This is a genomic window from Pseudarthrobacter sp. IC2-21, from assembly GCF_034048115.1.
In the GTDB taxonomy this organism is placed as follows: Bacteria; Actinomycetota; Actinomycetes; order Actinomycetales; family Micrococcaceae; genus Arthrobacter; species Arthrobacter naphthalenicus.
Genome location: NZ_CP139145.1, coordinates 3,018,089 through 3,037,934, shown reverse-complemented (window position 1 = coordinate 3,037,934; position 19,846 = coordinate 3,018,089). Strand labels below are relative to the sequence as shown.

The 19,846-nt window shown below is 66.9% G+C and carries 16 protein-coding genes; 12 read left to right on the top strand and 4 right to left on the bottom strand.

The window, feature by feature from the left end; genetic code table 11:
• Window positions 1–10 precede the first annotated feature (10 nt).
• Window positions 11–1,624 carry a phospholipase D family protein gene (locus tag SBP01_RS13895; protein WP_320536175.1) on the top strand — a complete coding sequence of 538 codons (1,614 nt, stop codon included), beginning with the start codon at window positions 11–13 and terminating at the stop codon, window positions 1,622–1,624.
• Here the strand turns inward: SBP01_RS13895 and SBP01_RS13890 are convergent.
• Window positions 1,621–2,751 carry an AI-2E family transporter gene (locus SBP01_RS13890; RefSeq protein WP_320536174.1) on the bottom strand — a complete coding sequence of 377 codons (1,131 nt, stop codon included), beginning with the start codon at window positions 2,749–2,751 and terminating at the stop codon, window positions 1,621–1,623. The two genes, SBP01_RS13895 and SBP01_RS13890, sit on opposite strands and share 4 nt — an antisense overlap.
• Window positions 2,752–3,044: 293 nt before the next feature.
• Here SBP01_RS13890 and groES point away from each other — a divergent pair, with 293 nt between their 5' ends.
• On the top strand, window positions 3,045–3,338 hold the full coding sequence (gene groES / locus SBP01_RS13885; RefSeq protein ID WP_275212301.1) for a co-chaperone GroES: 294 nt from the start codon (window positions 3,045–3,047) through the stop codon (window positions 3,336–3,338).
• 78 nt (window positions 3,339–3,416) lie between these two features.
• The gene (gene groL, locus SBP01_RS13880) at window positions 3,417–5,027 is read left to right on the top strand and encodes a chaperonin GroEL (protein ID WP_275212302.1); all 1,611 of its coding nucleotides are present in this window, start codon (window positions 3,417–3,419) and stop codon (window positions 5,025–5,027) included.
• A 69-nt stretch (window positions 5,028–5,096) separates the two neighbouring features.
• Here groL and SBP01_RS13875 read toward each other — a convergent pair whose 3' ends face one another.
• A complete protein-coding gene (locus tag SBP01_RS13875; protein ID WP_320536173.1) occupies window positions 5,097–5,699 on the bottom strand; it encodes a dihydrofolate reductase family protein in 603 nt (200 codons plus the stop codon).
• Window positions 5,700–5,762: 63 nt separating this feature from the next.
• Between SBP01_RS13875 and SBP01_RS13870 the strand changes: the two genes are divergently transcribed.
• Window positions 5,763–7,301, top strand: a complete 1,539-nt coding sequence (locus SBP01_RS13870; RefSeq protein ID WP_320536172.1) for an ATP-dependent DNA ligase — start codon at window positions 5,763–5,765, stop codon at window positions 7,299–7,301.
• 26 nt (window positions 7,302–7,327) lie between these two features.
• Here SBP01_RS13870 and SBP01_RS13865 read toward each other — a convergent pair whose 3' ends face one another.
• Window positions 7,328–8,296 (bottom strand): DUF389 domain-containing protein, encoded by a 969-nt coding sequence (locus SBP01_RS13865; protein ID WP_320536171.1) that lies wholly within the window; start codon window positions 8,294–8,296, stop codon window positions 7,328–7,330.
• A 132-nt stretch (window positions 8,297–8,428) separates the two neighbouring features.
• Here SBP01_RS13865 and SBP01_RS13860 point away from each other — a divergent pair, with 132 nt between their 5' ends.
• The 3 genes from SBP01_RS13860 (at window position 8,429) to SBP01_RS13850 (ending at window position 14,190) form a co-directional block, all read left to right on the top strand.
• On the top strand, window positions 8,429–10,495 hold the full coding sequence (locus SBP01_RS13860) for an acyltransferase family protein (RefSeq protein ID WP_320536170.1): 2,067 nt from the start codon (window positions 8,429–8,431) through the stop codon (window positions 10,493–10,495).
• Between the two features lie 267 nt (window positions 10,496–10,762).
• Complete coding sequence (gene guaB, locus SBP01_RS13855; protein WP_275212307.1) at window positions 10,763–12,274, top strand: IMP dehydrogenase; 1,512 nt, start codon at window positions 10,763–10,765, stop codon at window positions 12,272–12,274.
• A gap of 74 nt (window positions 12,275–12,348) precedes the next feature.
• Window positions 12,349–14,190: an ABC transporter ATP-binding protein gene (locus tag SBP01_RS13850; protein WP_320536169.1), complete on the top strand. Its 1,842-nt coding sequence runs from the start codon at window positions 12,349–12,351 to the stop codon at window positions 14,188–14,190.
• Window positions 14,191–14,249: 59 nt separating this feature from the next.
• Here the strand turns inward: SBP01_RS13850 and SBP01_RS13845 are convergent, their stop codons facing one another.
• Window positions 14,250–14,870, bottom strand: coding sequence for a hypothetical protein (locus tag SBP01_RS13845; RefSeq protein ID WP_320536168.1), 621 nt, complete (start codon window positions 14,868–14,870; stop codon window positions 14,250–14,252).
• A gap of 56 nt (window positions 14,871–14,926) precedes the next feature.
• Here SBP01_RS13845 and SBP01_RS13840 point away from each other — a divergent pair, with 56 nt between their 5' ends.
• The 5 genes from SBP01_RS13840 (at window position 14,927) to SBP01_RS13820 (ending at window position 19,829) form a co-directional block, all read left to right on the top strand.
• The gene (locus SBP01_RS13840; RefSeq protein ID WP_320536167.1) at window positions 14,927–16,063 is read left to right on the top strand and encodes a GuaB3 family IMP dehydrogenase-related protein; all 1,137 of its coding nucleotides are present in this window, start codon (window positions 14,927–14,929) and stop codon (window positions 16,061–16,063) included.
• 83 nt (window positions 16,064–16,146) lie between these two features.
• Window positions 16,147–17,886, top strand: coding sequence for a glycerol-3-phosphate dehydrogenase/oxidase (locus SBP01_RS13835; protein WP_320536166.1), 1,740 nt, complete (start codon window positions 16,147–16,149; stop codon window positions 17,884–17,886).
• 42 nt (window positions 17,887–17,928) lie between these two features.
• Window positions 17,929–18,417: a PTS sugar transporter subunit IIA gene (locus SBP01_RS13830; RefSeq protein WP_275212313.1), complete on the top strand. Its 489-nt coding sequence runs from the start codon at window positions 17,929–17,931 to the stop codon at window positions 18,415–18,417.
• A gap of 54 nt (window positions 18,418–18,471) precedes the next feature.
• Window positions 18,472–19,332 (top strand): SURF1 family protein, encoded by an 861-nt coding sequence (locus SBP01_RS13825; RefSeq protein WP_320536165.1) that lies wholly within the window; start codon window positions 18,472–18,474, stop codon window positions 19,330–19,332.
• Window positions 19,329–19,829: a DUF3817 domain-containing protein gene (locus tag SBP01_RS13820; RefSeq protein WP_275212315.1), complete on the top strand. Its 501-nt coding sequence runs from the start codon at window positions 19,329–19,331 to the stop codon at window positions 19,827–19,829. The genes SBP01_RS13825 and SBP01_RS13820 overlap by 4 nt, the downstream gene beginning before the upstream one ends.
• Window positions 19,830–19,846 lie beyond the last annotated feature (17 nt).

Here is a 19,846-nt window from a genome sequence, read left to right as displayed (position 1 = left end):
AGGAGCCTTGATGGACAGCGATTCCGGTACGTGGTTCCTGAGCCGGGCCGAGCGGGGAAACCCGTACTCAGCCGTGCAGGCCGGCGGACCGGCATCGCCGTCCTGGTCGGAGGGCAACCTCGTGCGGCCCCTCATTCACGGGGCCACCTACTTCGCCCGGTTGCATGAGGAACTGACGGCCCTGCAGGCCGGAGACCGTGTGTGGTTTACCGACTGGCGGGGCGACGCCGACGAGCAACTGCTGGCCGGCGGGCCGTCGATCGGCGACCTGCTGGCGCGGCTGGCCCGTGCAGGGGTGGAGGTGCGGGGCCTCGTCTGGCGATCCCACGGCGAACGCGTGTCAGCCCCGATCAGCGGCCGGTCAAACGAGCTTCTGGGCCGTGAAATCAACGACGCCGGCGGCGAGGTGCTGCTGGACCAACGGGTACGGATGTTCGGATCGCACCACCAAAAACTTGTCGTCATCCGCCACCGCGACAATCCGTCCCGGGACGTCGCGTTCGTGGGCGGCCTGGACCTTTCCCACAGCCGCCGGGATGATGCCCGGCATCAGGGAGATCCGCAAGCGGTCAGCATGGACTCGCGGTACGGGAAGCGGCCTCCGTGGCACGATGCCGCCCTCGAACTGCGCGGGCCGGTGGTGGCTGATGTGCTGGAAGTCTTCGCCGAACGGTGGAACGATCCGCACCCCCTGGACCGGCGCACTCCGTACCGGATGCTGTTGCAACGCCTGGCCCGTATGCCACGGCATCCCGAGCCGCTCCCGGAGGTTGCACCGCCCCCGCCGCCTGCCGGCCCGCACTCGGTGCAGCTGCTGCGGACCTACGGGGTGAAGCGGCCGCCGTTCCCGTTCGCGCCTTTCGGCGAGCGAAGCATTGCGCGCGCCTATGCGAAAGCGTTCGCCCGGGCCCGTTCGCTGATCTACATCGAGGATCAGTACCTGTGGTCGACGGAGGTGGCAGCGGGCATCGCGGATGCCCTTAAGCGGAACCCCGGGCTGAACGTGATCATCGTGGTTCCGAAGTTCCCGGACTCCGACGGGCGTCTCGGAGGCCCGCCCAGGCGGCTCGGGCAACTGCGGGCCATCGGGATGCTGCGCAGGGCGGCGCCGGGCAGGGTGGGGGTGTTCGACCTGGAGAACAGTGCCGGCACGCCCATTTATGTCCATGCCAAGATCTGCATCATCGATGACATCTGGTTCACCTGCGGATCGGATAACTTCAACCGCCGGTCCTGGACCACCGACAGCGAACTGACCTGCGCCGTGCTCGACACAACGGCGGACAGCCGGGACCTTTCCGGGACCGGCGCCGGCCAGCAGACGGACCTGCCCCTGGCCCGGTCGCTCCGGCTCGAGCTCTGGGCGGAACACCTGGGCCGGGACCAGGACGATCCGGAACTCCAGGACCCGGCGTCCGCTCTCAGGCTCTGGGATGCCGCCGCCGACGCCCTTGATCAATGGCACCAGGCCGGCCGCCGCGGGCCCCGTCCGGCCGGGCAGGTGCGCCGTCATACTCCGGAGCCGGTATCTCCCCGTCAGCGCCGCTGGGCGCTCCCGATCAACCGGTTCATCGTTGATCCGGACGGCCGCCCGCGCCGGCTGCGCGGTACCACCGAGTTCTAGTCCTGCTCCTGGCCTGTGGCCCGGTTCCCGGCCAGCGTCCGGTAGATGGTCCAGCCGACGGCGGTGAGCGGCACCGCGAGCAAGGCGCCGATGACGCCGGCCAGGGTTGCCCCTGCCGCCAGGGCAAGAATGATCACCAGCCCGTGGATCCGCAGCACCCTGCCCATGAAGAACGGCTGCAGGATGTGGTGTTCGAACTGGTTGGCCACCACCAGGATGATCAGCACCAGCAGCGCAGGCACGGGGCCGTTTTCCACCAGGGCCACGAGGACCGCCAGGCTGCCGGCTGCGGTGGCCCCGATGATGGGCACAAACCCGCCGAGGAAGACCACCGCCGCCAGGGGCAGTGCCAGGGGAACGCGCAGGATCAGCAATCCCGCCAGGACCATGACGGCGTCGATCGCGGCGATGATCAAGGTTCCACGCACATACCCGCCCAGCACCAGGAGGCTGCGTTCGGCAGCCAGGTGCGCGGTGCCGCGGCGGTCGGCCGGAAGGAACCCGATGAGGAAGTTCCGGATCCTCTCTCCGTCCTTGAGGAAAAAGAACAGGATCACGGCTGTGAGGACGGTGCCGGCGGCTATCTCCCCGGCCGTCCTCAGGCCCGTGAGGGCATCGGCTCCCAGGCTTCCGCCGGAGAGGAACTTCTGGAATTCACTCTGGGCAGCATTGATCTGATCCCTGGAGAAGGGCAGCGGGCCGGTGGTGATGGTCTTCTGGAGCTCCGCGATGCCCGCTTCGGCGCGGACGGCAAGAGCGCTGGACTGCTGCCGGACCAGAGTCACGATTCCCCCGATCACTCCGGCTGCGACGGCGAGGATCACCAGGAACGAGGAGAGGACGGCCAGGGCACGCGGCCAGCCGTGGCCTGCGAGCCAGCGGACCACGGGTGCCATGGCAGACGCCAGGATCAGGGCTATCAGAACAGGAGTGGTGACCAGCGGGACGCGGGTTGCGGCCGCGACCGCAGCCCAGGCCACCGCGCCCACGGCCAGTACCTGGATGGAGCGGACCGCGGCCCTGCCCAGGCTGTCCGTCCAGAGCAGGGCCATCCTGGACGGGAATGATGCTGGCGGCAGCGGTGACGGAGCGCCGTCGGATGGGCTGGGGGTGCTGTTACTGTCCATCAGGCCATTATCCGAACCTGGGCCGCCATCACGTAGGACGGTCGGTGCGAGTCTGCGGGACCGGGTGTGGATTAAAAGCGTCGAACTTGTCCACCGAGGACGTAATTCTGGCACTCGCCTTGACCGAGTGCTAACGAATACATAGAGTCGTCATTAGCACTCTCCCTAGGAGGGTGCTAACACATGAAGAGCGGCCCGCCAGGCTGCTGCCGGCACCGCGACGACGGTTTGCCAGCCACGGCGAAGCAGCTCAACTGTCCATGAATTTTGCTGACGTAGAAGGAGAGGTCCGAGTGTCGGTCTCTATTAAGCCTCTTGAGGATCGTATTGTTGTCCGCCCGCTCGAAGCCGAGCAGACCACGGCTTCCGGCCTGGTTATCCCGGACTCCGCACAGGAGAAGCCGCAGGAGGGTGAAGTTGTTGCAGTAGGCCCCGGCCGCTTCGAAGACGGCCACCGCGTTCCGGTGGACGTTGCTGTTGGCGACGTTGTTATCTACTCCAAGTACGGTGGAACCGAAGTCAAGACCGGCGGCACCGAGTACCTCGTGCTCTCCGCCCGCGACGTTCTGGCGATCGTCGTAAAGTAACTCTTTTGGATCCCCGTGCCGCTGACCATGCATTCCGCTGGTCAGCTGCACGGGGTTCTGTCTTGAAAGGACAAAACCATGGCAAAGCAGCTTGCGTTTAATGACGCTGCCCGCCGGTCGCTTGAAGCCGGCATTGATAAGCTCGCCAACACTGTCAAGGTGACGCTCGGCCCCCGCGGCCGCAACGTTGTCCTCGACAAAAAGTGGGGAGCACCCACCATCACCAACGACGGCGTCACCATCGCCCGCGAAGTTGAGCTTGATGACCCGTACGAGAACCTTGGCGCCCAGCTGGCCAAGGAAGTAGCCACCAAGACCAACGATGTTGCCGGCGACGGTACCACCACGGCCACCGTGCTGGCCCAGGCCCTGGTCAAGGAAGGCCTGCGCAACGTTGCTGCCGGCGCCGCGCCGGGCCAGATCAAGCGCGGCATCGAGGTTTCCGTTGAAGCCGTTGCTGCCCGCCTGCTGGAGAACGCACGCCCGGTTGAGGGTACCCAGGTAGCCAACGTGGCCGCCATCTCGGCCCAGAGTGACGAAATCGGCGAGCTCCTCGCCGAGGCATTCGGCAAGGTCGGCAAGGATGGTGTGATCACCATCGAGGAATCCTCCACCACGCAGACCGAGCTGGTCCTCACCGAAGGCATGCAGTTCGACAAGGGCTACCTGTCCCCGTACTTCGTGACCGACACCGAGCGCCAGGAAGCCGTCCTCGAGGACGCCCTCATCCTGATCAACCAGGGCAAGATCTCCTCGGTCCAGGATTTCCTGCCGCTGCTGGAGAAGGCGCTGCAGAGCTCCAAGCCGCTGTTCATCATCGCCGAAGACATCGAGGGCGAGGCACTGTCCACCCTGATCGTTAACCGCATCCGCGGCACCCTGAACGTGGTTGCCGTCAAGGCTCCGGGCTTCGGCGACCGCCGCAAGGCCATGCTGCAGGACATCGCCACCCTCACCGGTGCACAGGTTGTCTCGCCGGAGCTGGGCCTCAGCCTGGACACCGTTGGCCTCGAGGTGCTGGGTACCGCCCGCCGCATCACGGTCACCAAGGACAACACCACCATCGTTGACGGCGCCGGTTCCGCAGAAGACGTCGCAGCCCGGGTTGCCCAGCTGCGCGCCGAGCTGACCCGCACCGACTCTGACTGGGACAAGGAAAAGCTTCAGGAACGCCTGGCGAAGCTTGCCGGCGGCATCGGCGTGATCAAGGTTGGCGCAGCCACCGAGGTTGAGCTGAAGGAAAAGAAGCACCGCATCGAAGATGCCGTGTCCTCCACCCGCGCCGCCCTTGAAGAGGGCATCGTGGCCGGTGGCGGTTCCGCACTGATCCACGCGCTGAAGGCCCTCGACGAGGACTCCGCAGTGCAGGCCCTCGAAGGCGACGCCGCCGCAGCTGTGGGCATTGTCCGCCGTGCGCTGGTCCAGCCGCTGCGCTGGATCGCCCAGAACGCCGGCTTCGACGGCTACGTTGTCACGGCCAAGGTTGCCGAACTCGAAACCAACAACGGCTTCAACGCCAAGTCGGGCGAGTACGAAGACCTGATCCGTGCCGGCGTCATCGACCCCGTCAAGGTCACCCGTGCGGCCCTCCGCAACGCGGCCTCCATCGCCGCGCTGGTTCTCACCACCGAGACCCTCGTGGTGGAGAAGCCCGCTGAAGAAGACGAGCACGCAGGCCACAGCCACTAGCTGATGGTCACACAAAAACCGGTCCAGCCTCGGCTGGGCCGGTTTTTTGTGTACCCGCGACCGCGGCCCTTAAGTGTCCGCCATGTCCCGCGTCTCGACGCCGCCCGCGCGTTCGTAGACCAGTGACACCGCACCCTTCGGGAAGGATCGGGCCGGCTCCGCGAGGCGGAAGGTGGCGGGGATGGTCCCGGCATCGAAGAGGCGCTTGCCCTGCCCCAGGGTGACCGGATAAAGCCAGAGGTGGAGGCGGTCCAGCACGTCAGCCTCGAGCAGTGAACGGATGAGGGCGCCGCTGCCGAACATGTGCACCTGGCCGTATTCCTCGCGGAGCCGGCCCGCGGCCGCGGCGTCCGGCAGCACGGTGGTGCCCGCCCAGCCCGGCTCCGTCAGAGTGCTGGAAACAACGAACTTTGGCACGCTATTGAGGATGCCGCCGATCTCGTCGGTCTGGTGGGGCCAGTAGGCGGCGAAGATATCGTAGGTCTTACGTCCCAGGAGCAGGGCGTCGATCCGGTTGATTTCCTCGCCGATGGCTGCGCCGGCCTCCTCGTCGGACACCGGGGCCTGCCATCCCCCGTAGGCGAAACCGCCTTCCGGGTCTTCTTCGCGGCCGCCGGGCGCCTGGTAGACGCCGTCGAGGGTGATGAACAGGTTAGCGACGATGATACCCATCCACCAAGTCTGGAACGGTGTTCCCGCGCTGTCCAGACCCGGCGGCCGTGGCAGACTGTTGCCATGCTGCTCGATGAGCTCGTGAGAACAACCCAGGCCGTCACGTCCACGCGCTCCCGGCTCGCGAAGGTCGAAGCACTGGCTGACCTGCTGCGCCGCCTCGAACCGGGGGACATCCCCACCGTGGTCGGATTGCTGACGGCCCGGCCGCGCCAGGGCAGGGTTGGCGTCGGTTGGCGCGGCATGTCGGCGGCCATGGGTGAACCGGCCACCGAACCGGGCCTTACCGTGTCCGATCTTGACGCCGCCCTGGATCGGCTGCTCGCCGCGGGCGGCGCGGGGTCAGCCGCGGAGCGTGCCTCGACCCTCCGGGGGCTCACGGCGGCGGCCACCGAAGGTGAGCAGGCCTTCATCGCCGGGGTGCTGCTGGGGGAGCTGCGCACCGGTGCCCTGGCGGGGGTGCTGACGGACGCGGTAGCCCGCGCCGCCGACAAGCCGGTGGACGCAGTCCGCCGCGCGGCCATGCTGTCGGGGGATCTCGGCGGGACGGCTCTGCTGGCCATCACGGGCACCGCAGCCCAATTGGACGCCGTGGGCCTCGTCGTCGGGCGCCCCGTGTTGCCCATGCTCGCCGCCACCGCGGCCAGCACCAGTGAGGCGCTGGAGGTTACCGGGGAAGCGTCCGTGGAATACAAGCTCGACGGCGCCCGCATCCAAGTCCATCGCCTCGGCGGGAATGTCCGCATCTTCACCCGCACCCTGGCCGAGGTGACCCACCGGCTGCCGGAGGTGGTGGAGGTGGTGCGCGGGCTGCCCGTGCAGGATGTGATTCTCGACGGCGAGACCCTCACCCTCGACGAGGACGGCGGTCCGCGGCCTTTCCAGGAAACCATGTCGCGTTTCGGGGCGGACGCTGCGCGGACGGCGGTGCTCCATCCGTGGTTCTTCGACGTCCTGCACCTCGACGGGCGCGACCTGCTCGATGAGCCGCTGTCCACGCGCCTCGGCCTGCTCGGGCGCATCGCCCCCGACTACCGGATTCCGGGAGAGATCACGGCGGACGCCGCTGTGGCCGAACGAGTGTCCCGCGAGGCGCTCGCGGCGGGTCATGAGGGCGTGGTTGTGAAAGCGGTGGGGTCGGCCTACGCTGCCGGCCGGCGTGGTTCGAACTGGATCAAGGTGAAGCCGGTGCTGACCTACGATCTGGTGGTTCTTGCCTGCGAGTGGGGTTCGGGCCGGCGCGCCGGGTTGCTGTCGAATGTGCATCTCGGTGCCCTGGACCCCGCCGGCGAGTTCGGTGAACCCGGCGGCTATGTGATGGTGGGCAAGACGTTCAAGGGCCTCACCGACGCGCTGCTGCGCTGGCAGACGGAGAGGTTCCAGGAGCTCGAGGTGCGGCGCACGGCGGGCACCGTCTGGGTGGATCCTGTCACCGTGGTGGAGATCGCCATCGACGGTGTGCAGCAGTCCTCGCGCTATCCCGGCGGAATCGCCCTCCGGTTCGCCCGGGTGAAGCGCTACCGGGACGACAAAACGGCGGCGGAGGCCGATACTATCCAGACGTTGCGCGGGCTTCTCGTGCCGGGTGGGGCGCGGGCGTAGCGTGGCCGGAGGGATCCCCGGTCCCGCTAACCGAGGGTCCGGGCACGCTGCCACTTGAGGCGCTTGGCCGTGGCCTCGGGGAGCCGCCGGGAAATGAGCCGGTAGAACACCAGGACGGCGAAGGCCGCCGCCACGATGCCCACGAGGTTGACCAGCAGCTGCAGGGCCGAGCCGGCGGCCTTCTGGTACTCGCCAAGGACCAGAGCCACCGCAACGAACCCTGCGGCCGGGACCGTGGTGACCGAGATAAAGACGCCGATCAGGGCAGCCGAACGGCGGCTGATGACGGACAGCATCCCGGCGGTTCCGGCCAGGACCGCCACAATCAGGGAGTAGGGCCCGGGGTGGTAAATGAACTCGACGGCGGACCCGGTGTCCAGTGCATCGGTGGGGAAGAGGCCCAGGGGGATGGACAGCCATGCGGTCAGGGCTGCCAGCAGCATGGCCACAGGGAAGCCCACGGCCAGCGCCACGGCCGCGCGGCGCCCCAGGGTCCATTGCCGCCTCACCAGTGCCACGGCCAGGGCAGCCAGGGGACCGAACTCGGGGCCCACGGCCATGGCCCCGACAATGGCAATGGTGGAATTCGTCACGATGCCGATGGCTGCGAGCTGGGTGGCCAGCACCAGGAAGGCAAGGTAGCTCCACGTGAGCCGGGAGTCCTCACCCGTCTGATGGCTGACTTCGTCCCAGATCATGGCATCCGCGCCGTCCCCGGGCGCCACGGATTCCGCTTCCTCCGCCCGGCGGGACAACACCAGCTCGGGCGTGGCGATGACAATGGAGCCCACCTCCTGCACCTTGAGGACCTGGAGCTTCTCGATCAGTTCCTCCACCGATTCCCTGGCCACCTGCACCTCGATCAGGTCGCCCTTCGGAGCTACGGACGCCCCGGGGAAGAACGCTGTTTCAGCCGTTCCCACCTGGTCCCGGCAAGCCTGCAATGCTACTGCTGACAGTCCTTCGGGCACACAAATCCGCAGCTCGACAATCACGTCCGCTCCCTTCCCTGAATGTGGCCAGCTTAGTTCGTGCCGATCCGCGGGTCCGGGGTATCTGATTGGCCAGCGGGCGCTCCAGTCAAATAGGCTTGATGTTTTTGCCAGCCGGTTTTGAGGGGGTCACTTGTGAAGGCGGGAACCGAGGCTGCCCCGGACAAGACGGCAGGCGCCACCGGCGGCCCCCGGAAACCCACCTTCCGTCCCGAAGTCCAGGGGCTCCGTGCGCTCGCCGTGCTGATGGTGGTGACCTACCATGTGTGGCTTGGCCGGGTGTCCGGCGGCGTGGATATCTTCCTCCTTATTTCGGCTTTCCTCCTGACCCTCTCTTTCGTCCGGAAAGTCGAGTCCGGCACGCCCCTGAAGCTGGTCCGGCACTGGCTGCACCTGTTCAAGCGGCTGCTGCCCGCCGCCGTCGTGGTGATCCTGGGCGTCCTTGCCGGCACCTGGCTGGTCCTGCCGCAAGGCCGCTGGCCCATGGTGCTCGAGCAGACCTGGGCGTCCCTGCTGTACCGGCAGAACTGGCTGCTGGCAGACGCCGCCGTGGATTACTACGCCCAGGACCACGCCGGTGCCAGCCCGCTGCAGCACTTCTGGTCCCTGTCCATCCAGGGGCAGGTCTTTATCCTGTGGCCGCTCGTTTTCGCCGGGTCCGCCGTGGTGTGGCGGCTCCTCCGCCGGCGGTTCAACACCAGCTACCGCGCCGTCCTGGCCTGTGCGTTCGCAGCCATCCTTGCCGCCTCGCTCACGTTCTCGATTGACCAGACCGCCACAAACCAGGCCTACGCCTACTTCGACACCCGGACCCGGCTGTGGGAATTTGCCCTGGGCTCCCTTCTCGCGCTGGGCCTGCCCCTGCTGAACCCCGGCAGGATGCTCCGCCTGGTCCTCGGCTGGGCAGGGCTTGCAGCCATGGTCTCCTGCGGGCTGGTCCTGACCGTGGACCGGGCCTTTCCCGGGTTCGTGGCACTCTGGCCCACGATCGCCGCGGCAGCGATCATCGTGGCCGGCCAGAGCGGCAGCCGCTTCGGCGTGGACCGCCTCCTGAGCTGGAAGCCGCTGGTTTCGCTGGGCGATAACTCCTATGCCCTCTACCTGTGGCACTGGCCGGTCCTGGTACTGGCCCTGGCGGCCACCGGCGTCGAGTCACCCAACCTCAGCCAGGGCGGGGCGATTATCGGGGCATCCGTGATCCTGGCCGTCCTGACCACCCGCTTTGTCGAAAAGCCGCTCCGCGAGTGGCGCTGGCCGCAGGTGCGCAGCTGGCGCACCGCCGTCGTTATCGCTGCCTGCTGCGCCGTCCTGGCCGGCCCCGTTGCGGTCTGGCAGACAACCCTCACCTCCGAGGAAGCCGCCACCGCAGCGCAGCCCCGGGAGCTGGCACCCGGCGCTGCCCAGCTCGCGCCGGGGAACGGCGGAACGCCTGCGCCGGCGGCACGAATTATTCCTGCCCCCGCGGCCCTGGACAATGACTGGGCCGGGATCCATGAGCCCTGTGCCGGCATGAATGCGACGCCGGACCCGGTGCTGGAAGGCTGCCGGCAGGCGGTGCCGCCCGGTGAAATCTCCAAGCGGATCGTGGTGCTGGGGGACTCGCACGCCCAGCAATACCTCGCTGCCCTGGCTCCCATTGCGGAAGCCCGCGGCTGGGAGCTGGTCACACTGCTCATGCCCGCCTGCCGCTTCGGGGCGGAGTCAGAAACCCGGAACGCCGAATGCAACGCCTACAACCGCGCCAGCACGGCGTACGTGCTCGAACACCGGCCCGATGCCGTCTTTACGGTGGCCACCCTGACCCATGAGGAGGCGCCGTTCGAAACCGAGGTCCCCGCCTATCTCGACGGAATCCAGCCGATCGCCGATGCCGGCATCGAGATCGTCGGAATCCGGGACAACCCCCGGTTCACCTTCAGCATGCCCGAGTGCGTTCAGCGCTACTCGGCGGACGCCCCGGCGTGCAACCCGCCGCTGAGCGAGTCCCTGGTGGATCCCTCGCCGCTGGAGGGCTACCGCGGCAAAGTGGACGGCCTGCACCTGATGGACCTGAGCGATTTCATCTGCGCCGGCGGCAGCTGCCCGGCAGTGGTGGGGAACGTGTACGTCTACAAGGACGACAACCATCTGAGCCGGACGTACGTTGAAAGCATGACTCCCATGTTTGAGGAACGCCTGCTGGCAGCCACAGGCTGGACCTGACACGCCGGCTGGGCCCACGCCCGCCGGGTTCCCTGGCCGAGCTTGCGAGGGCAGCGGGCGGGCCGAGAGTGCCCTTGCTCACAATGCGCTCCCGGAATAGGGGGATCGGCTGCGAGGTTCTAATATTTACTCAAAGCTTTGCGCATGGCTTCCGTGCACGAGGCAGAAACTTATTAGGCCCCTGCACCGACCAGTCCCGTAATGACGGGCTGGTCATTAGCTGCAACCCCTACCCGAGAACCCAAGACCAAGGTAAGAGGCGCACTCATGACCCAGCCCGAGCACAACCCCTTCGGCTTCATCGGCCTGACCTACGACGACGTCCTGCTCCTGCCGGGTCATACGGACGTCATCCCCTCCGAAGCGGACACGTCCTCGCGGATCTCCAAGCGGATCTCCGTCCGCACGCCGCTGCTGTCCGCCGCCATGGACACCGTCACCGAATCGCGGATGGCCATCGCCATGGCCCGCCAGGGCGGCCTGGGCGTCATCCACCGCAACCTTTCCATCCAGGACCAGGCCGACCAGGTGGACCGGGTCAAGCGCAGCGAGTCCGGGATGATCACCAACCCGCTGACCATCGGACCCGAAGCGACCCTCGCCGAGTTGGGCGAGATCTGCTCCCACTACCGGGTGTCCGGCCTTCCCGTGGTGGACGAGGGGATGCGCCTGCTGGGCATTGTCACGAACCGCGACACCCGTTTTGTGCCGGAGGCGGACTTCCCGCTCCGGATGGTGAGCGACGTCATGACCAAGATGCCGCTGGTCACCGGGCACGTCGGCATCAGCCGCGAAGAGGCCTCGCACAAACTGGCCACGAACAAGATCGAGAAACTGCCGCTCGTTGACGAGCAGGGCCGGCTGAAGGGCCTGATCACCACCAAGGACTTCACCAAGGCCGAGCAGTACCCGCTGGCCACCAAGGATGACGAGGGCCGGCTGCGCGTTGGTGCCGCCATCGGGTTCTTCGGTGACGGCTGGGAACGTGCCATGGCGCTGATCGACGCCGGCGTGGACGCCCTGTTCGTGGACACGGCCAACGGCCACTCGCAGGGTGTGCTGGACATGATCCGCCGCCTTAAGTCTGATCCCGTGGCAGCCCATGTGGACATCATCGGCGGCCAGGCGGCCACCCGTGAAGGAGCGCAGGCGCTGATCGACGCCGGTGCCGATGGCATCAAGGTGGGCGTCGGTCCGGGCTCCATCTGCACCACCCGCGTGGTGGCCGGCGTGGGCGTCCCGCAGATCACCGCCATCTACGAATCCGCCAAGGCAGCCATCCCTGCCGGGGTTCCCCTGATCGCCGACGGCGGCCTGCAGTACTCGGGCGACATCGGCAAGGCGCTGGTCGCCGGAGCCGACACCGTGATGCTGGGGTCCCTCCTCGCCGGCTGCGACGAGTCCCCGGGTGACCTGATCTTCGTCAACGGCAAGCAGTTCAAGCTCTACCGCGGCATGGGTTCCCTCGGAGCCATGCAGACCCGGGGCCAGAACACGTCCTACTCCAAGGACCGCTATTTCCAGGCGGACGTCTCCGGTGACGACAAGCTGATCCCCGAAGGAATCGAAGGCCGGGTGGCCTACCGCGGCCCGCTCGCTTCGGTGGCCTACCAGCTGGTGGGCGGCCTCCGCCAGACCATGTTCTACACCGGTGCACCCACCGTCCCGGAACTGAAGGCGCGTGGCAAGTTCGTCCGGATCACGGCGGCCGGCCTGAAGGAATCCCACCCGCACGACATCCAGATGACGGTGGAAGCGCCGAACTACGGCACGCGCTAAGGTTCACCAAAAGAGGCCGCGGGGGCAGAGCCCCCGCGGCCTTTTGCGTCCATGCGCGGGATTAGGCTAAATCCATGGCCGAACTCCTTCCCGCGCGTGAGCCGAAGCGCAAACTCGCCCTGCGGCCGTACGCCCGGGCCGTGGCGCAGGTGCTGCGCGTCAGCTTCCGCGCCTCGCCCGCCGCCGTCGTCATGAAGGTTGTGGGCTCGCTGATCTCCGCGACGCTGCCGCTGGTGACCACCTACTTCGCCGCGCTGACCACCACGGCCCTGGCAGCCGCCTACGCCGGCAACGCCGCGGCGGGCCAGCAGGCCATCGTCTACGTCATCATCACCGCAGCCCTGGGCCTGTTTTGGGGCGCATTCAGCAGCGTGGACCGCTACATCCAGCAGCTGATGAGCTTCAAAGTGGGCGCCATCGTGGGTGACCAGATGTACGAGCGCTTCCTGGCCCTGGAGTTCTGGCGCTACGACGACAAGGAGACCGTGGACCTGTACGACCGCGCCAAGCGGTTCTCCGACTCCTACGCCCGGGTCCTGGACCGGATCGCCGCCATCTTCACCCAGCTCGTTTCGGTGATCCTTGCCGTGGGTGCCCTGCTGCTGGTCAGTTGGTGGATCGCCGTCATTGTCCTGGTGGCCATCGTGCCCAGCGTCTACCTGCAGTTCAGGCTGTCCCGGGAACAGATCGCGCACTGGAACACCCAGGTGGATTCGCGCCGGCAGCGCCGGATGATCGAAACCAACCTGCTCCGGCCGCAGCACATCGCCGAGATGCGGCTGTACGGGATCGTGGGCTACCTCATGGACCTCCGCTCCCGGCTGCGGGACGCTGACGAGCGCCGCCGCCTCGACTTCCAAAGGCGCTACATCCCTAAACAGCTCGCCGCCGACGCGCTGCAGTACGGCGCCGAGGTGGTCTCGCTGATCTGGGTGGTGGGGCAGATCATCGCCCGGGCGCAGCCGGTGGGCCAGTTCCTGTACGTCCAGCAGATTGTCAGCCGGGCCCTGTCCACGGCCAACAACCTGGTGTCGTCGCTGAGTTCCATCGACGAGGACCTGGCGAACCTCAAAGATTATGAACTGTTCATGGCACTTCCGGTCCACTCCGGCCACGCCCCGCCGCTGCTGCAGTCGCCCGGGGTTGTGGAGCTGAGGGACATCCGCTTTACCTACACGGGCAGCGACCTCGAGGTGATCCGGGGGATCAGCATGACCATCCGGGAGGGACAGCACGTTGCCATCGTGGGGGAGAACGGTGCAGGAAAGTCCACGCTGATCCGGATCCTGGCCGGGCTGTACGCCCCGGACTCCGGGCAGGTATTGCTCGACGGCGTGGACCTCGCCGCCGTCGACGTCACCTCCTGGCACCGCCACCTGGCGGTGCTGAGCCAGGAGTTCCTGAAGTATGAGTTTGCAACCGCAGCGGACAACATCCGCTTCGGCGATGTCGACTCGCCGCGGGATGACGTCCGGATCCGCCGGGCCGCGGCCGACGCCGAAGCGCTGGACTTCATCAACAAGCTGCCCAACGGCCTGGACAACCACGTCAGCAACTGGATGGAGGATCCGCGCGGGCGGAAGGGCAGCGGACTTTCCGGCGGCCAGTGGCAGCGGCTCGCGATGGCCCGGAACTTCTACCGGAACGCCGAGTTCATGGTGATGGACGAACCCACCTCAGCCATTGACGCCCTCGCGGAGCACAGGATCTTCACCCGGCTGTTCGCCGAACGGAGCAGCACCATCATCGCCATCAGCCACCGGCTTGCCACCATTGAGAAGGCTGACATCGTCTACATGCTCGAGGACGGGCAGATCGTGGAACAGGGCACCCACAAGGAACTGGTTGCCCTGCGTGGCCGCTACTTCAGGATGTTCGAGTCGCAGCTGAGCCTGGACCCTCAAAGCGGGCCGTAACCCGGGTTGCCGTGAGGTTCGCGCCGCGTGGGCAGATCCCCTCCACGGCGGTACGGGGCTCAGGGTCCGGCTGTGGGCGCGTCCACCACGGTGGTGCGGACCCTCGCCAGGCTGGGCCGGGCGGGAACGCTGCTGAAGCCGAAGGTCACCGGAGGCGTGATCGGGGCCAACTCCCCGGCGTGCACCCCGTTCCAACGCACGACGGCGGACCTGATGTGGTGCAGGTCGCTCACCCCGTAATACTCCAGCCGGCCGCTTCCGGCGGTTCCCGAGGTCCGGGCCCCGGGACTGAGCAACCCGGCAACGGGGCTGATTGCCTGCAGCCAGACGGTGTCCACGGCAAGGCGCCGTGGAACTGCCTGCAGCGCCCTCCCCAGGACGGTCCTGCGGCCCACCCCGGCACTCAGCTGCAGCGGGCCGGCGTCCACCGTGATGCGCTGGTCTGCGAACACCGCGTTCACCTCCACCACCTGCACCGAATCAAAGCTGTACGTGGCGGCGATGAAGCTGGCCACTTCCCGGGTGGGGGCCAGCAGCAGGCGGTGCCCGGACGGATGCTGGACCATAACGTCGGCGAAGGACCCGAACGGTGACTGCTGCCAGAGGCCCACAACGGCCCGCAGCCCTGACCCGGTGCCAAGGCCGGCGATGTGCCCGTCGAAGATCCAGCGCTTACCCATCCCCAGCATCGTAGCCCCGGCCATGGATAACGCCGGGGCTGGGATAACCTAGAGCAGTGACTTACGAGATCGAGATCGGCCGTGGCAAGCGTGGGCGTCGTGCCTACTCCCTGGATGACATTGCGATCGTCCCTAACCGTCGTACCCGCGACCCCAAGGACGTGTCTGTCTCCTGGCAGATCGATGCGTACAAGTTCGAGATGCCCGTCATCGCGGCGCCGATGGATTCGGCGATGTCCCCGGAGACGGCCATCGCCCTGGGCCGCCTGGGCGGTCTGGGTGTCCTGGACCTTGAGGGCCTGTGGACCCGCTACGAGGACCCGCAGTCCATCCTGGATGAGATCGCCGCCCTCGAGGACGAGGTCAACAGCCCCGCCGTGACCGGCCGCATGCAGGAGCTGTACCGCGCCCCCATCCAGCCTGAACTCATCACCTCCCGCCTCGCCGAGATCCGCGCCGCCGGAGTGACCGTGGCCGGATCCCTGACGCCCCAGCGCACCCAGGAACACTACAAAACCGTGGTGGCCGCCGGCGTCGACATCTTTGTGATCCGCGGAACCACGGTGTCAGCCGAACACGTCTCCAAGGACCATGAACCGCTGAACCTCAAGCAGTTCATCTATGAACTCGACGTCCCGGTGATTGTGGGCGGCGCGGCCGGCTACACGCCCGCGCTGCACCTGATGCGCACCGGCGCCGCCGGTGTCCTGGTCGGCTTCGGCGGCGGGGCCACCGCCACCACGCGCCGCGCGCTGGGCATCCACTCACCCATGGCATCCGCCATTTCCGACGTCGCGGCCGCCCGCCGTGACTACATGGACGAATCCGGCGGACGCTACGTCCATGTCATCGCCGACGGCGGCATGGGCACCTCGGGTGACATCGTCAAGGCCATCGCCATGGGCGCCGACGCCGTGATGCTCGGCAGCGCCCTCGCGAGGGCCGAGGAAGCCCCCGGCAAGGGCTGGCACTGGGGCCAGGAGGCCCACCACCTGGAACTGCCGCGCGGGGACCGGGCCAATGTGGGCACTGTCGGGTCGCTCGAAGAGGTGCTTTTCGGCCCGGGCCACCACACCAACGGCACGTCCAACCTGATCGGAGCCCTGCGGCGGTCAATGGCTACCACCGGGTACTCGGACCTCAAGGAATTCCAGCGCGTCGACGTCGTGGTCTCCCCGTACGCCGGTAACTAAGGGCCCTCAAACGCCTGCCCAACTGCGCGGCAACGAAGTAGTGTGGGGTTACTACCGGCAGCAGCGGCAAGGGGAGGCGTTCCATGAACAGTGTTCCAAACGAAGGCGGTGCCCTGGGGCCCGAGGCCCGGGAGGCATCGATTGCCCGGCTGAGGGCCACAACCGAACCGGGCAACGAACTGGACATCCTCATTGTCGGCGGCGGGATCGTCGGCACCGGCTCGGCCCTGGACGCGGTGACCCGTGGACTGAGCGTGGGCATCGTGGAGGCCAACGACTGGGCGGCCGGCACGTCCTCGCGGTCGTCCAAGCTGATCCACGGCGGCCTGCGCTACCTGGAGATGCTGGACTTCGGGCTGGTCAAGGAAGCCCTGCAGGAGCGCGGCCTGCTGCTTTCGGAGCTCGCCCCGCACCTGGCGCGCCCGGTGCCGTTCCTGTACCCGCTGACCAAACCCTTCCTCGAGCGTCCCTATGTGGGGGCAGGCATTGCCCTGTATGACCTGATGTCCGTCTCCAACGGGCACCGCCGGGGTGTGCCCTTCCACAAGCACCTCAGCAGGCGCGGTACCCTCCGGGCGGCGCCAAGCCTCAAAAAGGATGCCTTTGTGGGGTCCATCCGCTACTACGACGGCCAGGTGGACGACGCAAAGTACTGCGCCAACCTGATCCGGACGGCGGCCCACTACGGCGCCCACGCGGTGAACCAGATGGCCGTGGTTGATTTCCTCCGGGAGGGCGAACGCGTGGTGGGGGCCAAGGTGGTCAACCACGAGGACGGTTCGCAGTTCGACATCCGCGCCAAGCAGGTCATCAATGCCACCGGTGTGTGGACTGACGAAACCCAGGCCATGGTCACCGACCGCGGACAGTTGAAGGTCCGGGCTTCCAAGGGCATTCACCTTGTGGTGCCCCGCGACCGCTTCCAGTCCACTGTTGGCCTGATCCTGCGGACCGAAAAATCGGTACTCTTTGTGATCCCGTGGGGCCGGCACTGGATCATCGGCACCACCGATACCGACTGGCACCTGGACAAGGCCCACCCGGCAGCATCCAGCAAGGACATCGACTACATCCTCGAACACGTCAACAAGGTGCTGAAGCGCCCGCTGACCCGGGAAGACGTCGAAGGCGTCTACGCCGGCCTGCGCCCCCTGCTAGCCGGTGAAAACGACTCCACCGCCAAACTCTCCCGTGAACACGTGGTGGCCCACCCCGTGCCCGGCCTGGTGGTGGTGGCCGGCGGCAAATGGACCACCTACCGGGTGATGGCCAAGGACGCAGTGGACGAGGCCACCCGGACCATGGACGAGCGCGTCCCGCCGAGCTGCACCGAAACCATCCCGCTGCTGGGGGCGAGCGGCTTCAAAGCCGCCTGGAACCGCAGGAGCAGGACAGCCGAGGAATACGGCGTCCACGTGGCCAGGGTGGAGCACCTGCTCAACCGCTACGGCTCCATGACCCCCGAAGTGCTCGCCATCATCAAGGAACGGCCCGAACTCGCCGAGCCGCTGCCCGGCGCAGACGACTACCTGCAGGCGGAGGCTGTCTACGCGGCAACCCACGAAGGTGCCCGGCACGTCCATGACGTCCTGACCCGGCGGACCCGCATTTCCATCGAAGCGTGGGACCGCGGCGTGTCCGCGGTGCCCGTAGTCGCTAAACTGATGGGCGAAGTCCTTGGCTGGAGCGATGCGCAGCGCGAAAGCGAAATTAAGCACTACATCGCCCGTGTTGAGGCTGAAAGGCTGAGCCAGCAGCAGCCGGATGACGAATCAGCCGACGCCGCCCGACTCGGTGTGGAGGACATCGTCCCGTTGCGCTGACATGCCGTTAGCCCGCTTCTGACCTGACCGAAGGAACACGCCTTGGCCGAACCACTTGACCGGTATGATGCCGATCTGACCACCTCCGAACTGGTGATTTTGGAGTTGGAGGCAAAGGACAAGGCAGACGCTGCGGCTCAACTCGCGGAACGACTTTACGCGGCCGGCCGGATCACGGACCTGCAGGGCTTTCTGGAGCACGTCAACGCCCGGGAACACCAGCTCGCCACCGGCCTGCCGGGCGGAATCGGGCTCCCGCACGCGCGCAGCGAGTACGTCTCGCGGACGTCCATCGCCGTCGGCATCACCAAGTACGGCCACGCGCTGGACTTCGGCGCCGCCGACGGCCCTGCCACCGTCATCCTGCTGATCGCCACCCCGGCCAGTTCCTTCTCCGATCACCTCGAAGTGCTGGCCACCCTGGCGCGTTCGTTGTCGAAGGAGTCCTTCCGGGAGTCCCTGCGGCGGGCCTACGACGCCGAAGTCATCGCCGAGCTGATCAACTCGAGCCTGGTGTTCTTCGACCATTAGGGCGGGAACCTGCCCGTTTAGCTGTTCTACAGCGGAACGAAGTACGGTTAAGGGGTGTGGAAAACAGCCCTTAAGCCCCGATGGATCGCAGGCCTGGTGTTTGCGATCGTCGTCTCCGGGGTGTTTGTCCTGCTCAGCCAGTGGCAGTTCGGCCGATCCGTGCAACCCGAGGTTCCGGTCAGCCCGGCCACTGAAGAAACCAAGGCGCTCACGGAGACCCTTGAGCCCGGACACTTCTTCCCGGGGTCCGTCTCCGACCAAATGGTTTCAGCAGAGGGCACCTACGACCCCGCGAAACAGGTCCTGGTTCCGGGGCGCCTCAAGGACGGAAAGACCGGCTACTGGGTGGTTTCCGCCTTCGCCGTGAAGGGCGCCCCGGTTCTCACCGGTGTGGCTGCCTCCCCCCAGATGTGGATTCCGGTGGCCCGCGGCTGGGTGTCCGATCCGAAGGATGCCGTGGCGCCGCCGCCGGGGACAGTCGACCTGACCGGACGGCTCATTCCCTCCGAATCGCCGCTGCCGGAGACCGCGCCGGAAGCAGGACACGCCTCCGCCGTTTCGGTCGCCGAACTCATCAACTACTGGGACGTCAGCAGCTACCCGGGATTTGTCGCCGCCACCGCCGAAATGGTGGACGGGACCGACGTGAGCGCGGCGGCGGTCAGCGGAGATCTGAAGCCCCTGAACATCGGCCCGCAGCCGCCAGCCCAAAAGGTCAACTGGCTCAACCTCTTCTACTCCCTGGAGTGGGTGGTGTTCGCCGGGTTCGCGCTGTTTATCTGGTGGCGGCTGGTGAAGGATGACTACCGCCGGGGCCTCGAAGAGGACCTCGACGACGACGCCCACGACGATGCGCCGCCTACGCCGCCCAGCTCCGCAACTTCTGAACAGCTCCAACAAAAGGTAAAGCCATGATTGAACCGAAACCGGCCGTCCAGCAGGGTTCTGCCCAGGGTAAGCCCAAGAAGCGCCGCTTCGGCGGTACCGAAGCCCAGATCCGTTCCGCGCTGAAATTTTACAAGGTCATGGCCTACCTGACCGGCGGGATGCTGCTCCTGCTGTGCGCTGAACTGATCGCACGCTACGCGTTTGGCCAGTACCTCTTCGCGGGCGGAACGAACGCCGTCACCGGGCAGCCCTTCGGATTCGGTTTTGCCGAAGCCGACCCCCAAGGCGTGGTGGGTGGATTCAACCTTTCCGTCGCTGTGCTGATCGTGCATGGCTGGATGTACGTGGTGTACCTGATCTCCAACTTCCGGTTGTGGACGCTGATGCGCTGGCCGTTCCTGAAGCTCATCCTGTTGGCGTTGGGTGGTGTGGTCCCGTTCCTGTCCTTCTTCGTGGAGAAGAAGTTCCACGCCGAGGTCGAAGCGGAGCTCGCCGCGCACCCGCAGGCGGCCCAGCGGTACTGACGCGCCGCGGCGGCAGG